The 21961-nt window shown below is 59.2% G+C and carries 22 protein-coding genes; 21 read left to right on the forward strand and 1 reads right to left on the reverse strand.

The window, feature by feature from the left end:
- Positions 1–7 precede the first annotated feature (7 nt).
- From ACRTGH_RS08135 to moaC, 8 genes are all read left to right on the forward strand, one after another.
- Positions 8–1042 (forward strand): molybdopterin-binding protein, encoded by a 1035-nt coding sequence (locus ACRTGH_RS08135; protein ID WP_368846701.1) that lies wholly within the window; start codon positions 8–10, stop codon positions 1040–1042.
- A gap of 8 nt (positions 1043–1050) precedes the next feature.
- Complete coding sequence (locus tag ACRTGH_RS08140) at positions 1051–2277, forward strand: molybdopterin molybdotransferase MoeA (RefSeq protein ID WP_368846384.1); 1227 nt, start codon at positions 1051–1053, stop codon at positions 2275–2277.
- 87 nt (positions 2278–2364) lie between these two features.
- A complete protein-coding gene (gene moaA / locus ACRTGH_RS08145; RefSeq protein WP_368846383.1) occupies positions 2365–3351 on the forward strand; it encodes a GTP 3',8-cyclase MoaA in 987 nt (328 codons plus the stop codon).
- Positions 3352–3354: 3 nt separating this feature from the next.
- Positions 3355–4281: a molybdopterin-binding protein gene (locus ACRTGH_RS08150; protein WP_368846382.1), complete on the forward strand. Its 927-nt coding sequence runs from the start codon at positions 3355–3357 to the stop codon at positions 4279–4281.
- Positions 4266–5438 carry a molybdopterin-guanine dinucleotide biosynthesis protein B gene (gene mobB / locus ACRTGH_RS08155; protein ID WP_368846381.1) on the forward strand — a complete coding sequence of 391 codons (1173 nt, stop codon included), beginning with the start codon at positions 4266–4268 and terminating at the stop codon, positions 5436–5438. Before ACRTGH_RS08150 ends, mobB begins: the two co-directional genes overlap by 16 nt.
- A 3-nt stretch (positions 5439–5441) precedes the next feature.
- Positions 5442–6131 (forward strand): class I SAM-dependent methyltransferase, encoded by a 690-nt coding sequence (locus ACRTGH_RS08160; RefSeq protein WP_368846380.1) that lies wholly within the window; start codon positions 5442–5444, stop codon positions 6129–6131.
- A gap of 27 nt (positions 6132–6158) precedes the next feature.
- A complete protein-coding gene (locus tag ACRTGH_RS08165; protein ID WP_368846379.1) occupies positions 6159–7499 on the forward strand; it encodes an MFS transporter in 1341 nt (446 codons plus the stop codon).
- Positions 7500–7514: 15 nt separating this feature from the next.
- A complete protein-coding gene (gene moaC, locus ACRTGH_RS08170; protein ID WP_368846378.1) occupies positions 7515–7991 on the forward strand; it encodes a cyclic pyranopterin monophosphate synthase MoaC in 477 nt (158 codons plus the stop codon).
- A gap of 148 nt (positions 7992–8139) precedes the next feature.
- Here moaC and ACRTGH_RS08175 read toward each other — a convergent pair whose 3' ends face one another.
- Positions 8140–9201: an HD-GYP domain-containing protein gene (locus tag ACRTGH_RS08175; protein ID WP_368846377.1), complete on the reverse strand. Its 1062-nt coding sequence runs from the start codon at positions 9199–9201 to the stop codon at positions 8140–8142.
- 228 nt (positions 9202–9429) lie between these two features.
- Between ACRTGH_RS08175 and ACRTGH_RS08180 the strand changes: the two genes are divergently transcribed.
- From ACRTGH_RS08180 to fliF, 13 genes are all read left to right on the forward strand, one after another.
- Positions 9430–10074 (forward strand): amino acid ABC transporter permease, encoded by a 645-nt coding sequence (locus tag ACRTGH_RS08180; protein ID WP_368846376.1) that lies wholly within the window; start codon positions 9430–9432, stop codon positions 10072–10074.
- Positions 10055–10831 (forward strand): amino acid ABC transporter ATP-binding protein, encoded by a 777-nt coding sequence (locus ACRTGH_RS08185; RefSeq protein WP_368846375.1) that lies wholly within the window; start codon positions 10055–10057, stop codon positions 10829–10831. Before ACRTGH_RS08180 ends, ACRTGH_RS08185 begins: the two co-directional genes overlap by 20 nt.
- 32 nt (positions 10832–10863) lie before the next feature.
- Positions 10864–12060 (forward strand): N-acetylmuramoyl-L-alanine amidase, encoded by a 1197-nt coding sequence (locus tag ACRTGH_RS08190; RefSeq protein WP_368846374.1) that lies wholly within the window; start codon positions 10864–10866, stop codon positions 12058–12060.
- 60 nt (positions 12061–12120) lie between these two features.
- On the forward strand, positions 12121–13191 hold the full coding sequence (locus ACRTGH_RS08195; RefSeq protein ID WP_368846373.1) for a hypothetical protein: 1071 nt from the start codon (positions 12121–12123) through the stop codon (positions 13189–13191).
- Positions 13191–14129: a hypothetical protein gene (locus tag ACRTGH_RS08200; RefSeq protein ID WP_368846372.1), complete on the forward strand. Its 939-nt coding sequence runs from the start codon at positions 13191–13193 to the stop codon at positions 14127–14129. The genes ACRTGH_RS08195 and ACRTGH_RS08200 overlap by 1 nt, the downstream gene beginning before the upstream one ends.
- On the forward strand, positions 14126–14809 hold the full coding sequence (locus ACRTGH_RS08205) for a glycosyltransferase family protein (RefSeq protein WP_368846371.1): 684 nt from the start codon (positions 14126–14128) through the stop codon (positions 14807–14809). The genes ACRTGH_RS08200 and ACRTGH_RS08205 overlap by 4 nt, the downstream gene beginning before the upstream one ends.
- A gap of 31 nt (positions 14810–14840) precedes the next feature.
- On the forward strand, positions 14841–16970 hold the full coding sequence (locus ACRTGH_RS08210; RefSeq protein ID WP_368846370.1) for a tetratricopeptide repeat protein: 2130 nt from the start codon (positions 14841–14843) through the stop codon (positions 16968–16970).
- 90 nt (positions 16971–17060) lie between these two features.
- Positions 17061–17801: an NAD-dependent protein deacylase gene (locus ACRTGH_RS08215; protein ID WP_368846369.1), complete on the forward strand. Its 741-nt coding sequence runs from the start codon at positions 17061–17063 to the stop codon at positions 17799–17801.
- A gap of 224 nt (positions 17802–18025) precedes the next feature.
- Positions 18026–18802, forward strand: a complete 777-nt coding sequence (codY, locus tag ACRTGH_RS08220; RefSeq protein ID WP_368846368.1) for a GTP-sensing pleiotropic transcriptional regulator CodY — start codon at positions 18026–18028, stop codon at positions 18800–18802.
- Between the two features lie 241 nt (positions 18803–19043).
- Positions 19044–19457, forward strand: a complete 414-nt coding sequence (gene flgB, locus ACRTGH_RS08225) for a flagellar basal body rod protein FlgB (protein ID WP_368846367.1) — start codon at positions 19044–19046, stop codon at positions 19455–19457.
- 46 nt (positions 19458–19503) lie between these two features.
- Positions 19504–19947 carry a flagellar basal body rod protein FlgC gene (gene flgC, locus ACRTGH_RS08230; protein WP_368846366.1) on the forward strand — a complete coding sequence of 148 codons (444 nt, stop codon included), beginning with the start codon at positions 19504–19506 and terminating at the stop codon, positions 19945–19947.
- A 52-nt stretch (positions 19948–19999) separates the two neighbouring features.
- A complete protein-coding gene (gene fliE / locus ACRTGH_RS08235; protein ID WP_368846365.1) occupies positions 20000–20299 on the forward strand; it encodes a flagellar hook-basal body complex protein FliE in 300 nt (99 codons plus the stop codon).
- Positions 20300–20371: 72 nt separating this feature from the next.
- Positions 20372–21961 (forward strand): flagellar basal-body MS-ring/collar protein FliF, encoded by a 1590-nt coding sequence (gene fliF / locus ACRTGH_RS08240; RefSeq protein WP_368846364.1) that lies wholly within the window; start codon positions 20372–20374, stop codon positions 21959–21961.

Raw genomic sequence — 21961 nt, forward strand, 5'->3', positions numbered from 1 at the left:
CTTGGCGATGCAGGAAATCGCCGTGGAAGATGCGGTCGGGCAGATCCTCTGTCACGACATCACGGAGATCGTGCGCGGCGTGAGGAAGGGTGCACGCTTTCGCAAGGGGCATGTCGTCGAGGCGGCGGACATCCCCGTGCTGCTCTCTCTGGGCAAGGAGCATCTCTACGTCTGGGAAAACGACGGCACACTGCTGCACGAGAATGAAGCGGCGGAGATCCTGCGCGGCTTCTGTCAGAACGAGGGAATGGAAGCCTCTGAGCCGAAGGAGGGCAAGATCGAGCTTCGGGCGCTTCATGACGGCGTATTTGCCGTCGATGTCGAGCGCTTCCATCGGCTCAACGATTTCGATGACATCATGGTGGCTTGTGCGCCGCAGTACATGGCGGTCAAGAAGGGCGATCTGCTCGCGGGTATGCGCGTGATTCCGCTCGCCGTGAAGAAGGATTTGATGGAAGAGGCGGCGCGATCTGTCGGCGAAGAGCCGATCTTTCGGCTTCTGCCGTACCGCTCGCTGAAGGTCGGCGTCGTGACGACGGGATCGGAGGTCGCGCACGGCAGGATCAAGGACACGTTCACGCCTGTCCTTGACGCGAAGCTTCGCGCCTTCGGGCTATCGGTCAACGAGCACCGCATTTCTGACGACGCCTTGGAGCACACGCAGGCGGCGATCGAGGAGCTTCTTGACCGCGGCATGGACATGGTGCTGTGCACGGGCGGCATGAGCGTCGACCCTGACGACCGCACGCCCGCCGCGATTCGCGCTGCGGGGGCGGAGGTCGTGACGTACGGCGCTCCCGTCCTGCCCGGTGCGATGTTCCTGCTCGCCTACGCTGAGCGTGACGGGCGCACGGTGCCCGTGCTCGGGCTGCCGGGCTGCGTCATGTACAGTGCGGCGACGATCTTCGACATCGTGCTGCCGCGCATCTTGGCGAGCGAGCGCGTGACGCGCCGCGAGATTCGCCGCCTCGGACTCGGCGGGCTGTGTCTCGCGTGCGAGACGTGCCACTATCCGCGCTGCACCTTCGGCAAATGGGAGTAGGTGGAGCGATGCAGGACATATCATTGGAAAAGGCGCAGGAGCTTCTTTTGCGCGAGGTGCGTGAGATTCCGCTGTCGGAAGCCGAGTCTGTGCCGCTTCTCGCGGCGCTCGGGCGAAGGCTCGCCGAGGACTGCTGCGCCGCCTTGGACCAGCCGCCGTTTGACCGCTCGCCGCTCGACGGCTATGCGCTCTTGGCCGCCTACACGCAGGGGGCGTCGGCGGACGCTCCCGCTCGCTTTCACATCATCGGCGAGGAGTGTGCGGGCAGCTTCTTCGCCGGCAAGGTGGGCGCGGGCGAGGCGCTTCGTCTGATGACGGGCGCGGCGATGCCCGAGGGCGCGGACACCGTCGTGCGGCAGGAAGACGTGCGCGTGGAGGGAGAGGAAATCCTCGTGCCCTATGCGCTCAAGCATCACGAGAACTTCTGCTTTCGTGGCGAGGATGTGGAGAAGGGCGCTGTGCTCGCGCGGGCGGGCGATCGTCTGACGGCGGCGCACATCGCCGTCCTGGCGGGTCAGGGGATGGAGCGTCTTTCTTGCGTGCGCCGCGTGCGCATCGTTTTGGCGAGCACGGGCGACGAGCTTGTCGAGCCGGGTGAGCTGCTCTGTCCCGGCAAGATCTACAACAGCAATCTTTATTTGCTCGCGGCAAGGCTCAAGGAAATGGGCTTCGAGGCGGAAATCCTCGGTGCGCTGCCCGACGAGGCGGAGGAGGTTGCGCGTGCGCTCGTGAGTTCTGCCGAGCCGCCCGATCTCGTTCTGACGACGGGCGGCGTTTCCGTGGGCAAGAAGGACATCATGCACGATGTCGTCAAGGAGCTTAATGCCGAGCGCCTTTTCTGGCGCGTTCTGATGAAGCCCGGAGCGCCTGCGATCGGCTATACGTTTTCGGCGGCGGGCGACTCGCGCCGCACGCTCGGCATTGCCCTGTCGGGCAATCCGTTTGCCGCTTCGGCGACGTTCGAGCTTCTCGTGCGTCCCGTGCTCGCAAAATTGACGGCGCGAACCGCACTCCTGCTGAGGCGCTGCCGTGCCGTCCTGCGGGACGGCTTCGCCAAGGAAAGCAGGGGCAGGCGCTTCGTGCGAGCGCAGTATGCGCAGGGCGAGGTGCATCTGCCCGAGAAGCATGCTTCCGGCGTGCTCTTCTCCGCCGTCGGCTGCAACGCGCTCGTCGATATTCCCGCCGGCTCGCCGCCCCTTGCGGCGGGTGCGGAGGTCGATGTCATCTTGTTGTGAAGTTGTTGTGCGTTGATTGCGAGTCTGCCGATGCGTCTGCGTCCTTTGGGGCTGACCATCGGATATTCGTGGTAAGAGAGGCGTCGTATGCTTGATTTTTATCGCCGCAAAATCGAATATGTGCGCATTTCCGTGACGGATCGCTGCAATTTGCGCTGCCGCTACTGTATGCCGGCAGAGGGTGTGGAGAAGCTCTCCCACGAGGATATTCTGTCCTTCGAGGAGATCGTGCGCGTCGTGCGTGCTCTCGCGCAGCTCGGCATACGCAAGGTGCGTCTGACGGGCGGCGAGCCACTACTTCGGCGCGGCATCGTCGATCTCGTGCGCGAGATCAAGGCGGTCGAGGGCATCGAGCGCGTCGCTCTGACGACGAACGGCGTTCTCCTCGCCGACCTCGCAGAGGAACTTCGCGCGGCAGGGCTTGACGGTGTGAACATCAGCCTCGATACGCTGGCAGAGGACGCTTTCTCTGACATCACGCGCCGTTCTGCCTCGCTGCTGCCTGCCGTGCGCCAGGGCATGGAGGCGGCGCTCGCCGCAGGGCTCAAGACGAAGCTCAACTGCGTGCCGCTTAAGGGAGTCAATGAAGCGGAACTTGCCACGCTCGCCTCTCTTGCGAAGGAGCGCCCGATCGACGTGCGCTTCATCGAGCTCATGCCGATCGGCATGGCGAAGGAGGCGGGGCTGACGGGCGTGCCGATCGCTGAGGTGCGCCGCATCTTGGAGGAATCTTTCGGTGCGCTCGTGCCCGTCGTCAAGGAAGCGCTCACCGGTCCTGCCGCGTGCTTTCGTCCGGTAGGATTTCGCGGTGCGCTCGGCTTCATCGACGCGCTGGAGCACAAGTTCTGCAGCTCGTGCAACCGCGTGCGCCTGACGGCGGAGGGCTATCTGAAGCTGTGCCTTGCGTTGGATGCGGGGCTTGATTTGCGCACACTTCTGCGCACGGGTGCGGATGACGCGGCTCTCTTCAGGAAACTGCGGCAGGTGATTGCCGAAAAGCCGCGCGAGCATCGCTTTGAAGCGGCGGGCGGCGCGGGCGAGGAGAAGCGCCGCATGTACCAGATCGGAGGGTGAGGATTGGGAAAGATTGTAACGATTGCCGCGAGCGAGCGGCGCGGCATGAAGAAGAAGCCGCTGGAAAAGGCGCTCTTTCATGTGGGGCACGGCATCGTCGGCGATGCGCACGCGGGGAAATGGCACCGGCAGGTGAGCTTTCTGGGCGCGGCGGAGATCGAGGCGTTTCGCGCACGCGGTGCGACGGTCTCCCACGGCGATTTCGGCGAGAACATCGTCGCAGAGGGCTTCTCCTTCCGTGAGCTTCCCGTCGGTACGCGCCTCGCGGCAGGCGATGTCATCTTCGAAATCACGCAGATCGGCAAGGAGTGCCATGCGCACTGCGCCATCTACGCGGCGGTCGGTGACTGCATCATGCCGCGCGAGGGCGTCTTTGCACGCGTGCTGCACGGCGGCACACTGAAGCCCGGCGACGAGCTGCACCTTTTCGAGGGCAAGCTGCCGCTCGATGCTGCCGTCATCACGGCGAGCGACAAGGGGGCGCGCGGCGAGCGCGAGGACAAGAGCGGCGCCTTGGCGCAGCATCTGTTGGAGGAAGCGGGCTATCGCATCGCACGGCGTGTGATTTTGCCCGACGATGAGGAGGCGCTCGCGAAGGAGATGCAGGAATGCGCCGATCTCGGCGTCGCGCTCGTCGCTACGACGGGCGGCACGGGCTTTTCCGAGCGCGATGTGACGCCCGAGGCGACGCGAGCCGTCATCGAGCGCGAGGCGCCGGGCATCGCCGAAGCGATGCGCGCCCTCTCGATGCAGGTGACGCCGCGTGCCATGCTGAGCCGCGCCGTATCAGGCATCGCCAAGCGCACGCTGATCGTCAATCTGCCAGGCAGCGCCAAGGCGGTCGAGGAGTGCCTCGGCTTCGTCCTGCCGCAGTTGGCGCACGGCATCGAGATCCTGCGCGGTGACGCAAGCGAGTGCGCGAGAAAGTGAGGCTGCAGAGCCTCGCCGATGTGACGCTTCTCGTCGTCGCGGGCGGCAGAAGCCGGCGCATGGGCGAGGACAAGCGTTGGCTCGATGTCGGCGGCGTGCCGCTGTTGGAGGGGCTGCTGAAAAAGGCGGCTGCTGCGGGATTTGCGGAGATCTTTCTGTGCGTCGAAGAAAGGAGCGAGCGCCTGCAGGACTTGGCAAGCCGTTATGGCGCGAGGATTCTCGTCGATGAAACGGCGGGGCAGGGGCCTGTGGCGGGGCTTTCGCGCGGCCTTGCGGCGAGTTCTCATGCTTGGTTCTTCGCCGTGTCGGCGGATATGCCCTTTTTCTCCTTCGACGCAGCGAGAGAACTTCTGCCCAAGGCAAAAGGCGCGGCACGAGCTGTCGTGCCCGTCGCCGAAGGACGGTGCGAGCCGCTTGCCGCGCTCTACCACAAGGAAACGGCGCATGTGTTCTCTGCGGCTATGGCGGCAGGTGAGCGCAGCCTTCGGAGAGCGGCCGCCGCGCTCCCCGTGCTTGACGTTCCCGTTCGCGCGGGCGCACGCTTCTTCAATGTGAACACGCCCGCCGCCCTTCGCTTGGCGCGCGGCCGAGCGGCGAACCTCGTGCGCCGCGTGCCCATCGTATCCATCGTTGCTCCCGCATCGGGCACAGGCAAGACAACCTTTGTCGAAAAGCTCCTGCCGCTCTTGACCTCGCGCGGCGTGCGCGTCGGCGTCGTCAAGAGCGATGCGCACGGCATTGTCCTGAACGACGGAACGAAGGACAGCGGACGCTTCCGCGCGGCGGGCGCGTCGAGCGTCGCCGTCGTCGCGCCTGCGGGCTTCTGGCTCTACGAGCGCACGCAGGAGAAGCTCTCGCTGGAAGCGGCCGCCACACGCATGACAGGTGTCGATCTCGTGCTCATCGAGACGCGCTCGCACGGCGTATTTCCCGCCTTGTCGCTCTGGCGCGAGCTGGAAGAGCCGCTGCTCGACGAGCGCGTCGCGGCGCTCTTCTCCTCTTGCCATGAGCGGCAGGCGGAAGGGATTTTGCAGCTTGACCTCGAAGCTATGGAGGATGCCGCACATCTCGTCCTTTTTCTGATGGGGCGGGAGGAAGGATTCGATCTGCGTCGAATCGCATGGGACGGCGGCCACAGCGGAAAGGGAGGCGCATAGCGCATGAATGATATCGAAAAGAAAGAGCGCAAGGTGCAGCGCGCGTATCGCCAGCTCGGCAATATCGCGCGCCTATACGATGGCATGATGACGAATACGAGTTGGGCGGGGCGCTTTGCCATCCGCTGGCTCTGGGGCTTCGCCTCCTATCCGGAGTTTTTGGCGATGGCGTATCGCGGACTCCCGGAAGATTTTCGCGGCAGGCTGCTCGAAGTTCCCGTCGGCACGGGCGTGCTGTCGTTTCCGCATTATGAGAAGATGAAGGAGGCGCAGATCACCTGCCTCGACGCTTCGGAGACGATGCTGGAGGCGGCGAGAAAGCACGCGGCAAGGTTTTCTCTCGGCGCGGTTGACTTTGCGCTCGGTGATGTCGGCGATTTGCAGTATGCGGATGAAACTTTTGATTTCGTATTGTCCGTCAACGGCTTTCATGCCTTTCCCGAGAAGGAGAAGGCGTACCGCGAGACGGAGCGCGTCCTGAAGCGCGGCGGCATATTTTCCGGCTCGATGTATGTGCGCGGCAAGAGCCGGCGCACCGATTTCTTCGTCAAGCAGTTCTGCGAGCGGCGCGGCTTCTTCTCGCCGCCCTACGAGACGGAGGAGAGCCTGCGGGCAAGGCTTCAGGCGATGTACGGCGAGGTCGACATCATGACGATCGGCTCGTTCGCAGGCTTTCGTTGCAAGAAGATTTAAGTTGTTTTCATGAGGAGTGTTGAATCAATGGCTGATGAAATGGCATGGAAGAATCTCGGTCCCAATCCGTCGCGCAAGGAGATCCTTGCATGCTGGAATCCCGAGGACGCGGGCTTTTGGGAGAAGTACGGCAAGCGCATCGCGACGCAGAACCTCTACACCTCGACGTGGGCGCTCGTCCTGAGCTTCGTTGCGTGGACGCTCTGGGCGACGATCGCGGCGAAGCTCAAGTTTATCGGCTTCAACTTCTCGGACGATCAGATTTTCACGCTCGCGGCGCTGCCCGGCCTCGTCGGCGCGACGGGGCGCCTGTTTTACACGTATCTGCCGGGGCTGATCGGCGGCAGGAACTCCACTCTCATCACGACGGCGCTGCTTCTGCTGCCGCTCTTCGGTTTGGGCCGCGCTCTGCAGGATCCCACAACGCCGTATGAGACGTTCGTCCTTCTCGTGTCTTTCATCGGCATTGCGGGCGCAAACTTCTCCGCTTCGATGGCGAATATCGGCTTCTTCTTCCCCAAGGCGAACAAGGGATTTGCGCTCGGCATCAATGCGGGCATCGGCAACCTCGGCGTATCGCTCATCTATCTGACGACGCCGATCCTCTTGGGCTGGAATCTCTCCTCGCTCTTCGGCGAGGGCGTGCCGGGGCCTGATGGCATGATGTATGTGCAGAATGTCTGCTACTTCTGGACGATTCCGACGGCGCTGACGCTCGTCCTCGTCTGGCTCTTCATGGACAATTTGCCGTTGCCGAAGCAAAGCCCCAAGAGCATGATGTCCATTTTCGGCAACAAGCATACGTGGCTCATGTGCTGGATTTACACCTGCGGCTTCGGCTCTTTCATTGGCTTTTCGGCGGCGCTCGGGCTGCTCGTCGCGAAGGAATTCCCCGAGATGCCATTCTCTTACGCCGCTTTCCTCGGCCCCTTCATCGGCGCGGGCATCCGTCCCGTCGGCGGCCTTCTGGCGGACAAGATGGACAGCGGTTCGCGCGTCACTCTCATCTCGCTCTTCGTCATGCTCGGCGCGAGCTTCCTCGTGCTCTTCGGCGTGGAGGCACATCGCTTCCCCGTGTTCTTCGGCGCATTCTTGCTGCTCTTCTTGACGACGGGTTTCATCAACGGCGCTTCCTTCCGCATGATTCCCTACATCTTCAACAATCCGTTCCACTCCTCGCTCGTCACGGGCTTCACGGCGGCGATCGCGGCCTACGGCGCGTTCTTTATCCCGAAGCTCTTCGGCTTCGCCTACGCGAACTACGGCGTCGTCGCGCCCGCCTTCTACATCCTCATCGCGTTCACGGTCAGCACCATCGTCATCACATGGTACTTCTACGACCGCAAGGGCTCGGGAATCCGCTGCTAGGATGAGGTGCATTTCATGGCAAACGAATTGACGCATTTTGATGCGGCGGGCAACGCACACATGGTCGATGTCAGCGAGAAGAAGGAAACGGCGCGCATCGCGCGTGCGAGCGGCCGCATCCTTGTAAGCCCGGCCGTCTACGAGGCGATTACGGGCGGCACGGCAAAGAAGGGCGACGTCCTCGGCGTCGCGCGCATCGCCGGCATCATGGCGGCGAAGAAGACGAGCGACGCGATCCCGCTGTGCCATCCGCTGCCGCTGACGCGCGTGAGCATCGACTTCGAGCTTCTGCCCGAAGCATCTGCGGTCGAAGCGCGTGCCGAGGTCAAGACGTGCGGCGTCACGGGCGTCGAGATGGAAGCGCTGCACGCTGTGAGCGTCGCGCTCTTGACAATTTATGACATGTGCAAGGCGCTCGACAAGCGCATGGAAATCACCGCGCTGCACCTAGACGCTAAGAGCGGCGGCAAGAGCGGCGATTTTTGGCGCTGATGCGGCAGGGAAAAACAGCAGACGAAAAAAGCCGCCGACAACACAATGTCGGTGGCTTTTCGTCTGCCGTTTTGTATGGAATCCGGTTCTCCCAAACGACGTCTGCAATACTGCGGTCTTTGGAAGAACGCATGAGGCGGCAATATCTTTATTTCGGGTTGTACTCGATGATCTTGATGTTCTTGTGCTCGTTGAGGTCGACGACCTGATCCTGTGTGATGCGGATCAGCGGGTTGGCGGCAAAGTCCTCGGGATAGCCGACGAGGATGCCCTGGAGGCCGTTGCTCAATGTGACCGTCGAGCCGAGGAAGACGTGCTTGATGTTGTTGAGGAAGGGCATGCAGACGGCAGGGTCGAGCTTGCTGAACATGTCCTCGGAAATCTGCGCTATGGCGCTGAACGGCGTCTGCTTCACATAGCCCTCGCGCTCCGTCGTGATGTTGTCGTAGATGTCGGCTACGGCGATAATGCGCGCGTATTCATGGATATCCTTGCCCGAGACGCCGGCAGGGAAGCCGGAGCCGTCCATGCGCTCGTGGTGCTGCAGCGCGGCGCGGCGTACGCCCTCGGAGAGAGCCTTGTTCATGCTGAGGATGTTGAAGCCGTCCCTGGGGTGCTGGCGATAGGCCTCGAGATCTTCGCCTTTGAGCGTCGCGATATTTTTTTCCAGCAGGCGCTCGGAGAATTTCGTCTTGCCGATGTCGTGCATGAAGCCCGCGAGAATGATGTCGTGCGTCTTTTTTTGCGGGATGCGCATCCACTTGGCGATGACGCCCGCGAGGATGGAGACGCGAAGCGAATGGTTGTAGACATCGCTGGCGAGGTGGTTGAGCTCGTAGAGGTAGTCGATGGCGCCGCTCTGGCGGGACATGGGCATGAGATCCTTCTGCACCATGGCCGTGGTCCGCTCGACGGGAACCTGGCTGTCCTTTGCAACCGAGGAGAAGATGTCCTGCGCTTCGGTCACGACTTCCTTATACTCCGCGACAAAGGCATGGCTGCGCGTCAAGGGTTCACCGACAACAGGGGTCATCGTGAGCTCGAAATCGTCCTTGACGTAGACGGCGGGTATATTCAAAAAACCCAAGCGTGTGATATGCGCTTTGGTGAGAACGGTGTTCTCGGAGAGCACGACGATCATGTTGTCGTTGACGATGGTGCGGGCCAGCGTCATTCCAGGATGCAGGTCTTCGATGGATACGGCTTTCAAAGCAAACTCCTCCTTTGGGAAACGTCATGGATCCCATCGTGTTTCGTCCGATGCTGAATCCGTTCGCGCCGGATTCAATTCAGATTTATCTCTTTATTAATTCTCTGTAAAAGCTGGAAATCCTTTATGCTTATGGAAAAAACTCTTGTATTTTCTTTTGGAAAAACAGGCAGAAAGAAGAAATTTGTGATAATATAGAGGGGCAGCTCTGAAAAAGGAGAGGAATCTATGGAGAAAATTTTGGGGACGGCTCTATTGATGCTGGAAGGAGCGGAGATCACGCTGGAGATTTTCTGCGTGACGCTGCTGCTCTCTCTTCCCCTCGGACTTCTTGTTTCGCTTTGCCGCATCTCAACGATTAAGCCGCTGAGCGTTCTGATGGAATTTTATATCTGGATCATGCGCGGCACGCCGCTGATGCTTCAGCTTCTTTTCGTTTATTTTGCCCTGCCGATGGTCGGCATACGGCTGCCTGATATCGCGGCGGCGCTCTTGGCTTTTGCGCTCAATTACGCGGCCTATTTTGCTGAGATCTTCCGCGCGGGCATCCAGTCGATCGGCCGCGGTCAGTACGAGGCCGCAAAATCGCTGGGCATGACATATACGCAGACAATGCGGCGCATCGTCGTGCCGCAGATGATACGTCATGTGCTGCCGCCGGTGAGCAACGAAACAATCAATCTCGTCAAGGATACGTCGCTCATCTATATACTCGCGATGAACGACCTTCTGCGTGTGGCGCGCACGATTGTGCAGCGTGAGTTCGATATGACGCCCTTTTTTGTGGCGGCGGTCTTTTATCTTGCGATGACGTTCGTGCTGACGGGAATGTTCAAAAAGTTGGAGGCATATTATGGCAAGTACGAGGAATGAACCCGTGCTTCGCATGCACGGCATCCACAAGAGCTTCGGGACGAACGAGGTTCTGAAGGGCGTCGATCTCGAAGTGCAGCGCGGTGAGACGCTTTCCATCATCGGGCCGTCCGGCTCGGGAAAGTCGACGCTCCTGCGCTGCATCAACCGTCTGGAGGACATCGACAAGGGCTCGATCGAAGTGGACGGGGATTTCCTCGCCACAGAGAACGGGGCAGGTCAGTCCGAATACGCTTCGGGTGCAAAGTGCCGTGCCATTCTCCTGAAGATGGGCATGGTCTTCCAGCAGTTCAATCTCTTCCCCCATATGACGGTTCTGGGAAATCTTCTCGAGGCGCCGCAGCAGGTGAAGAAGATGAAGCGGGAGGAGATCCTGCCGACGGCGGAGGAGCTCCTGCGCAAGGTGGGGCTTTACGACAAGCGCGACGCCTATCCCGGGCGGCTTTCGGGCGGGCAGCAGCAGCGCGTTGCCATTGCACGCGCTCTCGCGATGCGGCCGGAGATCATGCTCTTCGATGAGCCGACATCGGCGCTTGACCCTGAACTTACGGGCGAAGTTCTGAAGACGATGCGCGAGCTTGCGGCGGAGCATATGACGATGGTCGTCGTGACGCATGAAATGGCTTTTGCGCGCGAGGTTTCGCAGCATGTGGCGTTCATGGCGGACGGTACGATCGTGGAGCAGGGAGAGCCGGATGCGCTTTTCCGGCATCCCTCCGAGGAACGCACGCAGGCGTTTTTGCGCAATATGCTTTGATTTTTCCCTGGTTTTTGGCGGGAGGTTTTCGGATGAACATGTCGCTTCGTTGGCTTTTTTTTGCGTTTTTGACGCTCGGCATTTTTTGCCAGGGACTTCTTGCTTCCTCCGCAGCAGAGGCGGCAGGCCTGGCCCAGGTCAAGGGCGTGCGCGTGCACGCCGACGGCGGCAAAGTGCGCATCGTCGTCGATGCGGACGGCGAGGTCGACTACAGGACGATGACGCTCGCGAATCCCGGCCGCATCGTTGTGGATCTGTCGGGGGCACGGCTGGCCGCATCGGTGCCGAAGAGCCAGGACATAGGCAGTCCCTTCGCGAAGAAGGTGCGCATCGCTCAGAACGATGCCACGACGGTGCGCGTTGTTGTAGAATCGGAGATGTATACAAACCGCAATAATTATGATGTTTTTTCCTTGGAGGGCGGCCCTGTGCCGTACCGCGTCGTGCTGGATTTCGGCAATCTTTCGGGCGGTACGGGTACGCGCGGCTCAAACATCGACTTTGGCAAGGGCGGGGCTAAGAAGCCGCCGAAAAATACAGGGGGAACGGCTGAGCGGCAGGGAAATCCCAAACCGGGCAATGAGACTGCAAAGCCGGAAACCGATACGGACAAACCGACCAAGCGGCCTGTACCGCACTCGACGACGCCCGGCATCGCGGGCAAGCTCATCGTCATCGATCCCGGCCACGGCGGCAGTGACACGGGCGCGATCGGCCCCACGGGCGTAACGGAGAAGAGCATCGCTCTGCGCATTGCCAAGCGTCTTACGGCTCTGCTCGAGGCGCAGGGAGGGAAGGTCATACTGACGCGCACGGCGGATACGGAGGTATCGCCGAAAGGCGCCGCTGCAAGTGATGTGGAGGAGCTTCAGGCACGCTGCGATATCGCGAACAGAAACGCGGCGGATATTTTCATCAGCATCCATCTCGATGCCTTTTCCAGTCCCGACGCCCGCGGCACGACGGGGTATTACTATGTGGGCGGATCGGCGGACAGCAAGCGTCTGGCGGATTGTGTCAAGCGTCATGTCATACAGCATATCGGTACCTTTGACAGGGGGACGAAGGGCGAAAATTTCTACGTCTGCCGCCATACGGATATGCCGGCCATGCTCTTGGAGACGGCCTTCATATCGAACCCGCAGGAAGAACAGATGATGAATTCGGCTCATGGTGTGGAGCAGGCTGCGAATGGCATTGCCGAGGGACTGGCCGAATATTTCGGATGAGTTTGCAGCCGCCTGGGCCGAAGACGGCGCAGGGGCGGATGGAATAAGGAGAGAAGGAAAATGGAACAGCTGGGTCTTGAGGGGATTCTTGCGGCGGAAAAAGAGCGCAGGGAACGGCTTTATCGCCGTTCCCTGCCCGAAAAGCGCACGCTTGTCGAGGCCCTGTCCTGTCTTTCACGTGAGGAACTGGACGATATGGCGTACAACCTCTGCCTGGAAGGCACGGAAGAAATGACGTTTTCAGCGCTTGTCGAGACGCTGGCGCCTGCCGTGTGCCGTTTCTCCGAGCGATGGCTGCCGTCGGCCTTTGACGAGCAGTATCAGGCATTTCGCCATATCCGGGAGCAGGGCGGGCTGGCGGCGGATTTTCGTGTGGACGACGAGCGCCTCGATTATCTCTGCGGCCTCGGCCTCCTTGCTGTCGGTGCGGCAGACGGCAAGCTCTTCTGGTACATGCCCGAGGAGATCGATGCCGTATTTTCCCGGCTTGATTCGCCGTCGTACGGGCAGGCGGTGCAGACCAATACGGAGATCATGCGCCTGGCGACGGGGCTTCTCTTCTACTATGGCTTTCTCGACTACGACAGGCTCTTTTCCATGGTCAGCGCTCTTCTGGAGGAAGAGCAGCGCATTGAGTTTTTTTCTTTCATGGGCGTGCTGCTCAATGGTTCCTGCTGGCAGAAGAATGTTGTCGGTCATGAGCGCGGCATGAGCTACCATACGGTTCTCGATGCAGCGGGAATCGAGGCCCAGCAGAAGGAGAAGGACGGCCTGCCCTTTGCGGAAATTTCCTATGGCAAGGCTTATGATGCGGGCGAGGACGGCTATATCGAGGCCACGGACGCCTATAAGGGACTCGCGCAGTTTTTTATGGCGCAGTTCGGGTTTGATGTCCTGCATGCGGCGGACACGGTGGGCAAGATCCTGATCCTCATGCAGAACGGCGGAAGCATGAAGGAAGTCGCGGCCTTTCTGGAGACTTTGGGCGAGATCGAAGAGGAAGCGGCTGCCGCGGAGCTTTCGCGCCTTGTCATAGAACTGCATGGGACGACGCGCCTTTGGCGGCTCAAGGGACATACGCCGCGTGAGCTGCAGGAGAATGCGGCGGTCTTGGCCGGGAGCCTCCATTGATGGGGGGCGTCGGACGGGAGGAGTTCGATCTCTTTTCTTACGAGGGCGGTTTGCTGCGCTTCCTGCCGTCTGTGAAAGCGCCGCTGGCGGTGCTCGTCGTGGAAAGTCTCGCCTATCTGCCCGCCCTGCGCGAACGGCTGCCCTTGGCGCGGCTCTTCGCCGTGACGGCGGAGCCTGAACGGTCCGAGGCGGCAGAGTTTGCGAGCCTCGATGTCGAGTGGTCGTTTCTTGATTACCGCGAGACGCCGCTGCCCTTTGCTCGCGAAAGCTTTGATTACATTCTTTCCGACCGCTGCCTTGAGACGGCGGGAAATCCGCAGGACATCGCGGCGGGATTCGGCCTTTTTCTCAAACCGACGGGTTCTTTTTTGACGAGCTTTTCCAATGTGCGTTATTGGGGCGTCATCGAGGATTTGATGGAAGGGCATTTCTATGCGATTGTGCGCCGTTTTTTCTCGCTTTTCGAGATGGAAAAGCTGTTGGCGGCTTCCTTCTATAAGGAAGTCTCTTTTTTCCCCGTGCGCAGGGAAGCGCCCGAGGGCTTTATTGAACGGCTGGAAGCGGCGGGTTTTGAAAATAGCCGCCTTGATCTGGAAGCGAAGTTTTGGCTCTGCCGCGCACGGCGTACATCCGATGATGTGGCGCCATTGAAGGAATGTTTCACGCCCCTGGTGCGCCGCCGTCTTGTGACCTTGCTGCGCCGCCTGGAGTACGGTATTGACGTGGAAGAAAATGCCGCGGCTCTTTGGCAGCTTTGCAGGGAGGAAGGAATTTTCGCCGATTACCTCATGGGCTTTGCTGCACAGACCATCGTGCAGCAGAAAACGCTCCTGGAGACGCTGCAGAGGACGGCGGAGCCGAAGCTTGCGGCGGAGATTCTGGAAGCGGCGCGGCGCGCACTTCTCTCGCTGCAGGAGGAAGGAGGCGAGGGAAATTGACGGATGAGAGGAAGATCGCCTTCATCACCTGTGTGAACGATGAGGAATGGTACAGCGAATGTCTGCTTTATCTGCGGCATCTGCATCTGCCGGCGGGCTTCCGGGCGGAATACCTGCCCGTGCGCGGTGCGGCTTCCATGGCGGCGGGCTACAACGAGGCCATGCGGCGAAGCGACGCTAGATATAAAGTCTATCTTCATCAGGATACTTTGCTTGTCAACAAGGAGTTTCCGCGGGATATGTTGAATATCTTTGCAGATGAGAGTATCGGCCTGATCGGCGTCATCGGCTGCCGTTCGCTGCCTGCGAGCGGCGTATGGTGGGACGGGCTTCGCTGCTACGGACGCGTGCTTCATGCCTGTGAGGCTGAGAGCATCGTCGATACGGAGATGAAGGAACCGGAAGGCGATTATATCGAAGTCGAGGCGGCGGACGGCCTCCTGCTTGCGGCGCAGTACGATGTGCCCTGGCGCGAGGATCTTTTCACGGGCTGGCATCTTTACGATGCATCGGCATCGAAGGAATTTTCCCGCCGCGGCTGGAAGACGGTCGTGCCGAACCAGGAAAAGGGCTTTTGGTGCATCCATTGCCCGGTGGAAAAACCGCTTTCCAAGGACTACAAAACGTATCAGGATGTTTTTCTCGGGGAATACGGGGCGGAGCTCCATCCTGAGGTATAGAAGGTGAAGGATTTGCTGGAGCGTGTGGCTTATGGATGACAGAAAAAATTGGCTGGGTATCGCCAACCGATTTGCAGGCCAAGGAGATTTCCGCGGCATGCGCGCTTCGGCAAAGGAGGCGCTGCTGCAAGATCCGGGGAGTGCCGACGCCTATGCCGTGATGGCGGAAGCGTCCTTTTATATGGGAGAGAGGGAAGAGGCGAGGAAGTATATCGCGCTTGCTGAGGAGCACGAGCCGGGAAATCTGCGCGCGAGACTTGTGCGCGCAGCCTTTTTTGCTGTGGATTTCGCATTGGAGGAAGAGATCCGGGAACTGTTGGCCATCGTGCAGGCGACGGAAGGGGCGGACGGCTCGCTGGGGACGGAAACATGGCGATATGTACGACTCAAGGCTCTTTCGTGGCTGGCGGATGCATGGCTTCTTGCAGCGGAGCCGGAGCTTGCGATGAACACGCTGTTTGCGGCAAGCGAACTCCTGCAGGGGGATGAGGCCGCATCCTGCTACGGCAAAGGGCTCTTCTGCTCGAATTACCGTTCGCGTCCGCCGGGAGAGATGCTAAGGCTTCATCAAAAGGCGCAAAGCTTTTTTGCGGGCAGGAAGCTCTACCATCCTTACCGTGAGGAAAGGGAGCCTGCGGAAGAAAAGACGGCGAAGACGCCCGGCATGACTGTCGGCGAGGCGATGGCGCGCGCGGCGGCGCAGGCAGAACGGGAGCGGCGCGGCGCGGCACTCGTGGCGCGGCAGGCGAAAAAAGTGCGCGAGCCGCTTTCACGCATTGCGCAGAAATCCCTGCCGCAGCCGGATCCTGAGCTGCGGCTCTGGGCATGGGAAGAGCGCGCACACCGGCAGAGGCAGGCCGAAGAGCGCGAATACGAGGCGTTTAAGGCGGAGCTGGAGCAAACGCGGCGCAAAAAGGCGCGGCGTGAAGCTTGGGAAGCTGTGCCGCGCTTTAGCGGGATGGGTCTGGCCGACAGCCCGGTGAAGCAGGCAGGGAAGGGATCGTTTAGCGTCCCGTCCTTTGCTGCAGACTTCCCGGCGATGGTTCCGTCCCCTGAAAAAAAGAAGGCGCGCAGCTTCAGCCGCAAGCTGCGCATTGGCTATATATCGCCTGATTTCCGCCTGCATGCGGCAGCCTATTTTTTCATGCCGCTTTTGCGTGACTTTGACAGGAAGAGCTTCGATGTGACGTGTTACGCAGCGGGGCGGCGCGACCGCACGACGGCGCTCTTTCGCCGCCAGAAGGTGCGGTGGCAGGACATCTCGCGCCTTTCGGCGAAGGAGGCGGCGCGCCTTGTCGCCAAAGACGGCATCGATATCCTCGTCGATCTGGCGGGGCATACGCAGGACAGCGTCCTGCCCGTTCTTGCCTACCGCCCGGCGCCCGTGCAGATGACGGCCATCGGCTATATGGCGACGACGGGGCTCAAGGCTGTTGATTATTTTCTTTCGGATGTTTTCTGTTCGCCGTGGGACAGGGGATCGCGCGGTTTTACAGAAAAAGTGCTCAGAATGCCGCACAGCCATCTTTGCTATGCGCCCGTGCTGCGCGACATGCCGAAACCGGCAGCAGATGCACCCTGCGTGAGGAATGGTTGGATCACCTTCGGCAGTTTCAATAATTTTTCCAAGGTTTCGGACGACATCCTGGCGCTTTGGCGCGGCGTTCTCGAAAGAATGCCCAAGGCGCGCCTTGTCATCAAGAGCAAGATCTGCAGCATTCCGGCGGGGGAAAAGATCGTGCGCGCCCGCCTGCATCGCTTCGGCATAAATGTTTCCCAAGTGGAGCTTCGTCCTTACAGCCCGGATTATCTGGAACAGTACAGGGACATTGACATCGCGCTCGATACCGCGCCGTATACGGGAGGCGTCACGACGTGCGAGGCGCTTTACATGGGGGTGCCCGTCATTACGAACCCGGGGACGACGCACGGCGCGCGTTTTTCCGCGAGCATATTGAAAAATGCGGGCTTGCCGCAGCTCGTGGCAACGGGGGAAATGGATTATGTGCGAAGAGCTGTCGAGCTGGCGAATTCGCCCGACATCCTGCGCCTCATGCACCGGGAGCTGCGCGCCCGCATGGAAGCCTCCCCGCTGATGGATGCGAAGGGTTATATGGGGGAATTGGAAGAGCTTTACCGGGAAATAGCGGACGAGGTTTGAACCGCAGGGATTCGAAAAGGGCAAAGGGACGGCGCCCACGATAGACGAGGGGCTGTCGGGCTTCGTTTTTTAGATAAGGAGGCGGACGGTATGGAAAAGGAAATCGCATTGCTGCATGATTTATTGAAGGAAAGCGACAATATTGTGTTCTTCGGGGGCGCCGGCGTCTCGACGGAATCCGGCATCCCGGACTTTCGCAGTGCCACGGGGCTTTACAGCAAGAGGCTCTCGCAGAATTTTTCGCCCGAGGAACTCGTTTCACATTCGTTTTTTGAGCGATATCCGGAGGAGTTCTTCCAATTTTATCGTTCGAGGCTCATCTGCAGAGACGCGAAACCGAATGCCTGCCATGAGGCGCTGGTTGAACTCGAGCGCATGGGGAAGCTCAAGGCCGTTGTCACGCAGAACATCGACGGACTGCATCAGGCAGCGGGCTCGAAGAAGGTCATCGAGCTGCACGGTTCGATTCTGCGCAATTACTGCATGGACTGCCATGCATATTATGATGCGGACTTCCTGCTGCACAGCGAGAGTGTGCCGCACTGTACGAAATGCGGCGGCCGCGTCAAGCCCGATGTCGTTCTCTACGAGGAAAGTCTCGATGCGAACGTGCTCGACGCCGCCGTGCGAGCCATTTCTGAGGCCGATCTGCTGATCGTGGGCGGCACATCGCTCGTCGTCTATCCGGCAGCAGGGCTTCTGCGCTGCTTTGCCGGCAGGCGCCTCGTGCTCATCAACAAGACGGCGACGCAGGCGGACGCAAAAGCGGATCTTGTGATTCACGACAGCCTCGGCAAAGTGCTCGGCGAGGCTGTCCGGGGGCTGGCCTAGACGCCCTGTGATTTGCCCTGCGGCTTGTTTGCAAGCACCGCAGGGCTTTTTCTTTAGTTGGATTGGGACTATGGATGTGAAAAAATCCGGCAAGAAAAAAATTCCCCGAAAAATTCACCGTTTATTTACAGCATCTTTGATTATTTAGAAAAATGTGTTAAAATAGATGCGGGTAAAACCTGAATTTGAAAGTCGTATTGCTCGGGGAAAGGAATGGAATGTGCATGACGACATTATTGGAGAAGACGAGAAAGATCAATCGCCTGCTGCAGCGCTCGGAGAGCGTGGAATATGACAGCATTTCGCGCGTGCTGAGCATGGTGATCGACGCGAACGTCTATATCGTGAACAAGGCGGGCAAGGTTTACGGACACGCTTTCATCGATGAATTCGAATGCGACATGATGCTGGCCAAGGTCGTGGAACAGGGGGCGTTCCCGAAGCGTTATGTGAATTGGCTTTTGAAGATGGATGAGACGTCGCCGAACCTGAAATCGAAAACGGGGATCTGCGCGTTCAGTGAGGATACGGACTGTCGATTTGAGGGGAAGAATACGACGATTGTGCCGATTTATGGCGTGGGCGACCGCATCGGCACATTGATCATCGCGAAGTACGACAAGGACTTCACGGAGGCCGACCTGATTCTGGCTGAGTACGGTGCGACCGTTGTCGGCATGGAAATGCTGCGCGACCGTACGCAGCAGATTGAGATCGAGGCGCGCAAGAAGGCGACGGTGCAGATTGCGCTCGCGACGCTTTCTTTTTCGGAGGTCAAGGCGGCGAAGAGCATTTTCAACGAACTCGAAGGGGAGGAAGGCCTGCTCGTCGCCTCGAAGATTGCAGACAGGGCGAAGATCACGCGCTCCGTCATCGTCAATGCCCTGCGAAAGTTTGAATCGGCAGGGCTGATCCAATCGAAATCGCTCGGCATGAAAGGGACGCATATCAAGGTTCTGAATCCTTACTTGCTGGAGGAACTCAAACGAGTGGAAAATTAAAAAATGGGCGGGGGCATATCAAAAAAGGTATGCCCCTTTCATATTGTCCCATTTCATATAGGACGTTTTGACAATTCGTTAAGAAAAACTAAGAATAGAAGTGTAGATTTTTAGATTTTATGGTAAAATAGACGAAGTATAAAATAATATGGGAAAAGATTGGAAAAAGATAAACTTGGGAAAGGGATTTCTCTGTTTTTGTCGAACTTGTAACAAGTGATGGAAGGGGTGGAGAACCGCAATGCTGGAGCAGATTATGAGCAACAAGGCGCTTGACGTTATGCAGCGCGGCATGGGGGCGGCGAATCTCCGGCAGGAGGTCATCAGCCACAATATCGCCAACGTCAATACGCCGAATTTCAAGAAGAGCAACGTCGTCTTTGAGGATCTCCTGGCGAAGGAGCTTGCACTGGACGACACGGGGCGCATGAAGCTCGTGCGCACGAACGACCGCCATATGCCGATTCCGATGAATAACAGAGTGAAGCCGGAAATCGAGCTTGACGACTCGACGACGATGCGCTACGACAACAACAATGTGGATATCGATGTCGAGATGGCCTCGCTCGCGAAGAACAGTCTCTACTTCAATGCACTGGCAAGACAGACCAGCGGGTATTTCTCGCAGCTGAGAAGCGTTATTACGAGCCAGTAAGATGAATTTATGGATTTGATTATGGAAGGATAAGGGGAGCAGAACAATGAGCATGTTTGGAGGAATCGACGCTTCGGCTTCCGGTCTTACAGCCGAACGCCTGCGCATGGACGTGATCTCGAACAACATCGCGAACGCGAACACGACGCGTTCGGTGGACGGCGGGCCTTACCACAGGCGTTATGTGGTGTTTCAGCCGCGTGAGCGAGGGCAGGAGGATTTCGCCTCGACCCTGCGGCAAAAGCTCGACGGACAGGCGGGCAACGGCGTACGGGCGCTGTCCATCGAGGAAGACAGGACACAGGGGCCTCTCAGTTACGATCCCGGGCATCCCGACGCGAATGCCGACGGTTATGTCGAGCGTCCGAATGTCAATATCGTGCAGGAAATGGTGGATATGATCACGGCATCGAGGGCCTATGAGGCAAACGTGACCGCTATCAACTCGGCCAAGGGCATGGCACAAAATGCGCTGAACATCGGCAAGTGAGCGCATATGAAATAAGGACGGAGTCAGCGGTTACGAGTGAGGTGAAAGAAAAATGCAAATAGAAGCACTGCAGATGATGCCGGTACAGATGACGGGGGAAAGTCATCTGGGAGAGACCGAGCAAAGGGAGACGAAAACCTTCGGTGAATTTCTGGAGGATTCCCTGGGTCAGGTGAACGGATTGATAAAGGATTCCGAACGACTCAATATGGAGCTTGCCGCAGGGCGCATCACGGACGTGTCCGAGGTCGTCATTGCGGGGGAGAAGGCGAGCATTGCCACACAGCTCACGATGCAGGTGAGGAACCGTGCGGTCGAGGCCTATCAGGAAATCATGCGCATGCAGGTCTAAGCCCTGAACGGAACTCCAGCCCGGGAGTCGAGATGTCCCGGGCAAGCACATTGAGGCGAAGGGATTGAGAAAATGGCAGAGTGGAAAGAGCGCTACCTGGAGCTCTGGAATAATTACAGCAAGCGGCAGCGGTACATGATCATCGGCGCAGCCGCTCTCGTATTCGTCGCCATCGTTGTCGGCAGCATCGTCTATGGCAGCAAGCCGGATATGGTGCCCTTGTTTACGAACATGGAAGCAAAGGATGCCGGCGAGGTAGCGGCGAAACTGAAAGAAAACAAGGTGGATTACGAGATACAGGAAAGCGGCAGTGGGACGACGATCCTCGTCCCGTCGAAGAGTGTCGACAGCACGAGACTTGATTTGGCTGCCGAAGGCCTGCCCCGCGGCAACAAGGGGTTCGAGCTTTTTGATGACAGCAAGCTCGGCGTGACGGAGTTCCAGAACAAGGTCAATTATCTGCAGGCGCTGCAGGGGGAACTCACACGCACGATCGAGCAAATCGATGCCGTGGAAAAGGCGCGTGTGCACATTGTCTTGCCGGAAGACAGCCTTTATAAAAAGAACGAAAAACCGGCAACAGCTTCCATCATGCTGAAGCTGAAGCCGAACGCGCAATTATCCAAAAAAGAGATCAAGGGCATCGTGAATCTCGTCGCACACAGCGTGCAGGCGTTGACGCCGGAAAATATCACGATCGTCGATGAGTCGGGCAAGATTTTGAACGATCCGGAAGAAAGCGATGACGGCGTCGGGCAGAAAACGCTGACGCAGATGGAAATGACGAAGAAGGTGCAGGACAACCTGCAAAAGAATGTCCAGAGCCTTCTCGACGCGTCACTTGGCGAGGGCAAGTCGTTCGTGCGCATCAGCGTCGAGCTTGACTTCGACCAGAAGATGACGGATTCACAGACCTACACACCGGTCGTCGATGAATCCGGTATCGTGCGCAGCCAGCAGACGATGAGCGAGAGCTATGCGGGAACGTCGACGCAGCCGGGCGGCCCGGCGGGCACGCAGTCGAATGTGCCGAATTATGCGGCGCAGAACAACAACAACTCGCAGGCGGAATACGAGAAGAAGGAAAACACGACGAATTACGAAGTCAATGAGGAGAAAAAGAAGGTTGTGGCTTCTCCCGGCTCCATCCGTCGCCTGACGGTGGCAGTTCTCGTCAACGACGACGTGACGCAGGCACAGCAGGACAGCATCCTGCGCTCGGTCAGCTCGGCTGCCGGCATCAACACAGAGCGCGGCGATACGATTTCCGTCGAGCCGCTGCCGTTCAGCACGGAAGCACGCGACAAGAAGCTGGCCGATGAACAGGCTGAAAAGGATCGCCTTGACCGCGAATTCTACCTGCAGCTCGCCGCTTTCCTGCTCGTCATTGCCTTGGGCGTCGGAGCTGTGCTCATGCATCGCCGCAAGAAGCGCCTCGAGCAGGAGGCCATCGAAGAACAGCGCCGCCAGGAAGAGCTCGAGAGACAGCGCCTGGCAGAAGAGCGCGCTGCACAGATCGAGGCTGGACAGGTTACGGAAGAAGAGCTTACGGCGGAAGAGCAGCAGCAGCTCACCGAGATGCAGGCTATCGAAGAGATGATCAGGAATACACCAGAGGATGCCGCTGTGCTTATCAAGCAGTGGCTGGCGGGGGATGATTGA

The organism is Selenomonas oralis, assembly GCF_051603425.1.
GTDB lineage: Bacteria > Bacillota > Negativicutes > Selenomonadales > Selenomonadaceae > Selenomonas > Selenomonas sputigena_A.

Excerpts from the sequence above, each read along its gene's own strand:
- ACRTGH_RS08135 (WP_368846701.1), top strand. The coding sequence starts at position 8 with ATGCAGGAAATCGCCGTGGAAGATGCGGTCGGGCAGATCCTCTGTCAC.
- ACRTGH_RS08140 (WP_368846384.1), top strand. The coding sequence starts at position 1,051 with ATGCAGGACATATCATTGGAAAAGGCGCAGGAGCTTCTTTTGCGCGAG.
- moaA (WP_368846383.1), top strand. The coding sequence starts at position 2,365 with ATGCTTGATTTTTATCGCCGCAAAATCGAATATGTGCGCATTTCCGTG.
- ACRTGH_RS08160 (WP_368846380.1), top strand. The coding sequence starts at position 5,442 with ATGAATGATATCGAAAAGAAAGAGCGCAAGGTGCAGCGCGCGTATCGC.
- ACRTGH_RS08165 (WP_368846379.1), top strand. The coding sequence starts at position 6,159 with ATGGCTGATGAAATGGCATGGAAGAATCTCGGTCCCAATCCGTCGCGC.
- moaC (WP_368846378.1), top strand. The coding sequence starts at position 7,515 with ATGGCAAACGAATTGACGCATTTTGATGCGGCGGGCAACGCACACATG.
- ACRTGH_RS08180 (WP_368846376.1), top strand. The coding sequence starts at position 9,430 with ATGGAGAAAATTTTGGGGACGGCTCTATTGATGCTGGAAGGAGCGGAG.
- ACRTGH_RS08185 (WP_368846375.1), top strand. The coding sequence starts at position 10,055 with ATGGCAAGTACGAGGAATGAACCCGTGCTTCGCATGCACGGCATCCAC.
- ACRTGH_RS08190 (WP_368846374.1), top strand. The coding sequence starts at position 10,864 with ATGAACATGTCGCTTCGTTGGCTTTTTTTTGCGTTTTTGACGCTCGGC.
- ACRTGH_RS08195 (WP_368846373.1), top strand. The coding sequence starts at position 12,121 with ATGGAACAGCTGGGTCTTGAGGGGATTCTTGCGGCGGAAAAAGAGCGC.
- ACRTGH_RS08200 (WP_368846372.1), top strand. The coding sequence starts at position 13,191 with ATGGGGGGCGTCGGACGGGAGGAGTTCGATCTCTTTTCTTACGAGGGC.
- ACRTGH_RS08210 (WP_368846370.1), top strand. The coding sequence starts at position 14,841 with ATGGATGACAGAAAAAATTGGCTGGGTATCGCCAACCGATTTGCAGGC.
- ACRTGH_RS08215 (WP_368846369.1), top strand. The coding sequence starts at position 17,061 with ATGGAAAAGGAAATCGCATTGCTGCATGATTTATTGAAGGAAAGCGAC.
- codY (WP_368846368.1), top strand. The coding sequence starts at position 18,026 with ATGACGACATTATTGGAGAAGACGAGAAAGATCAATCGCCTGCTGCAG.
- flgB (WP_368846367.1), top strand. The coding sequence starts at position 19,044 with ATGCTGGAGCAGATTATGAGCAACAAGGCGCTTGACGTTATGCAGCGC.
- flgC (WP_368846366.1), top strand. The coding sequence starts at position 19,504 with ATGAGCATGTTTGGAGGAATCGACGCTTCGGCTTCCGGTCTTACAGCC.
- fliE (WP_368846365.1), top strand. The coding sequence starts at position 20,000 with ATGCAAATAGAAGCACTGCAGATGATGCCGGTACAGATGACGGGGGAA.
- fliF (WP_368846364.1), top strand. The coding sequence starts at position 20,372 with ATGGCAGAGTGGAAAGAGCGCTACCTGGAGCTCTGGAATAATTACAGC.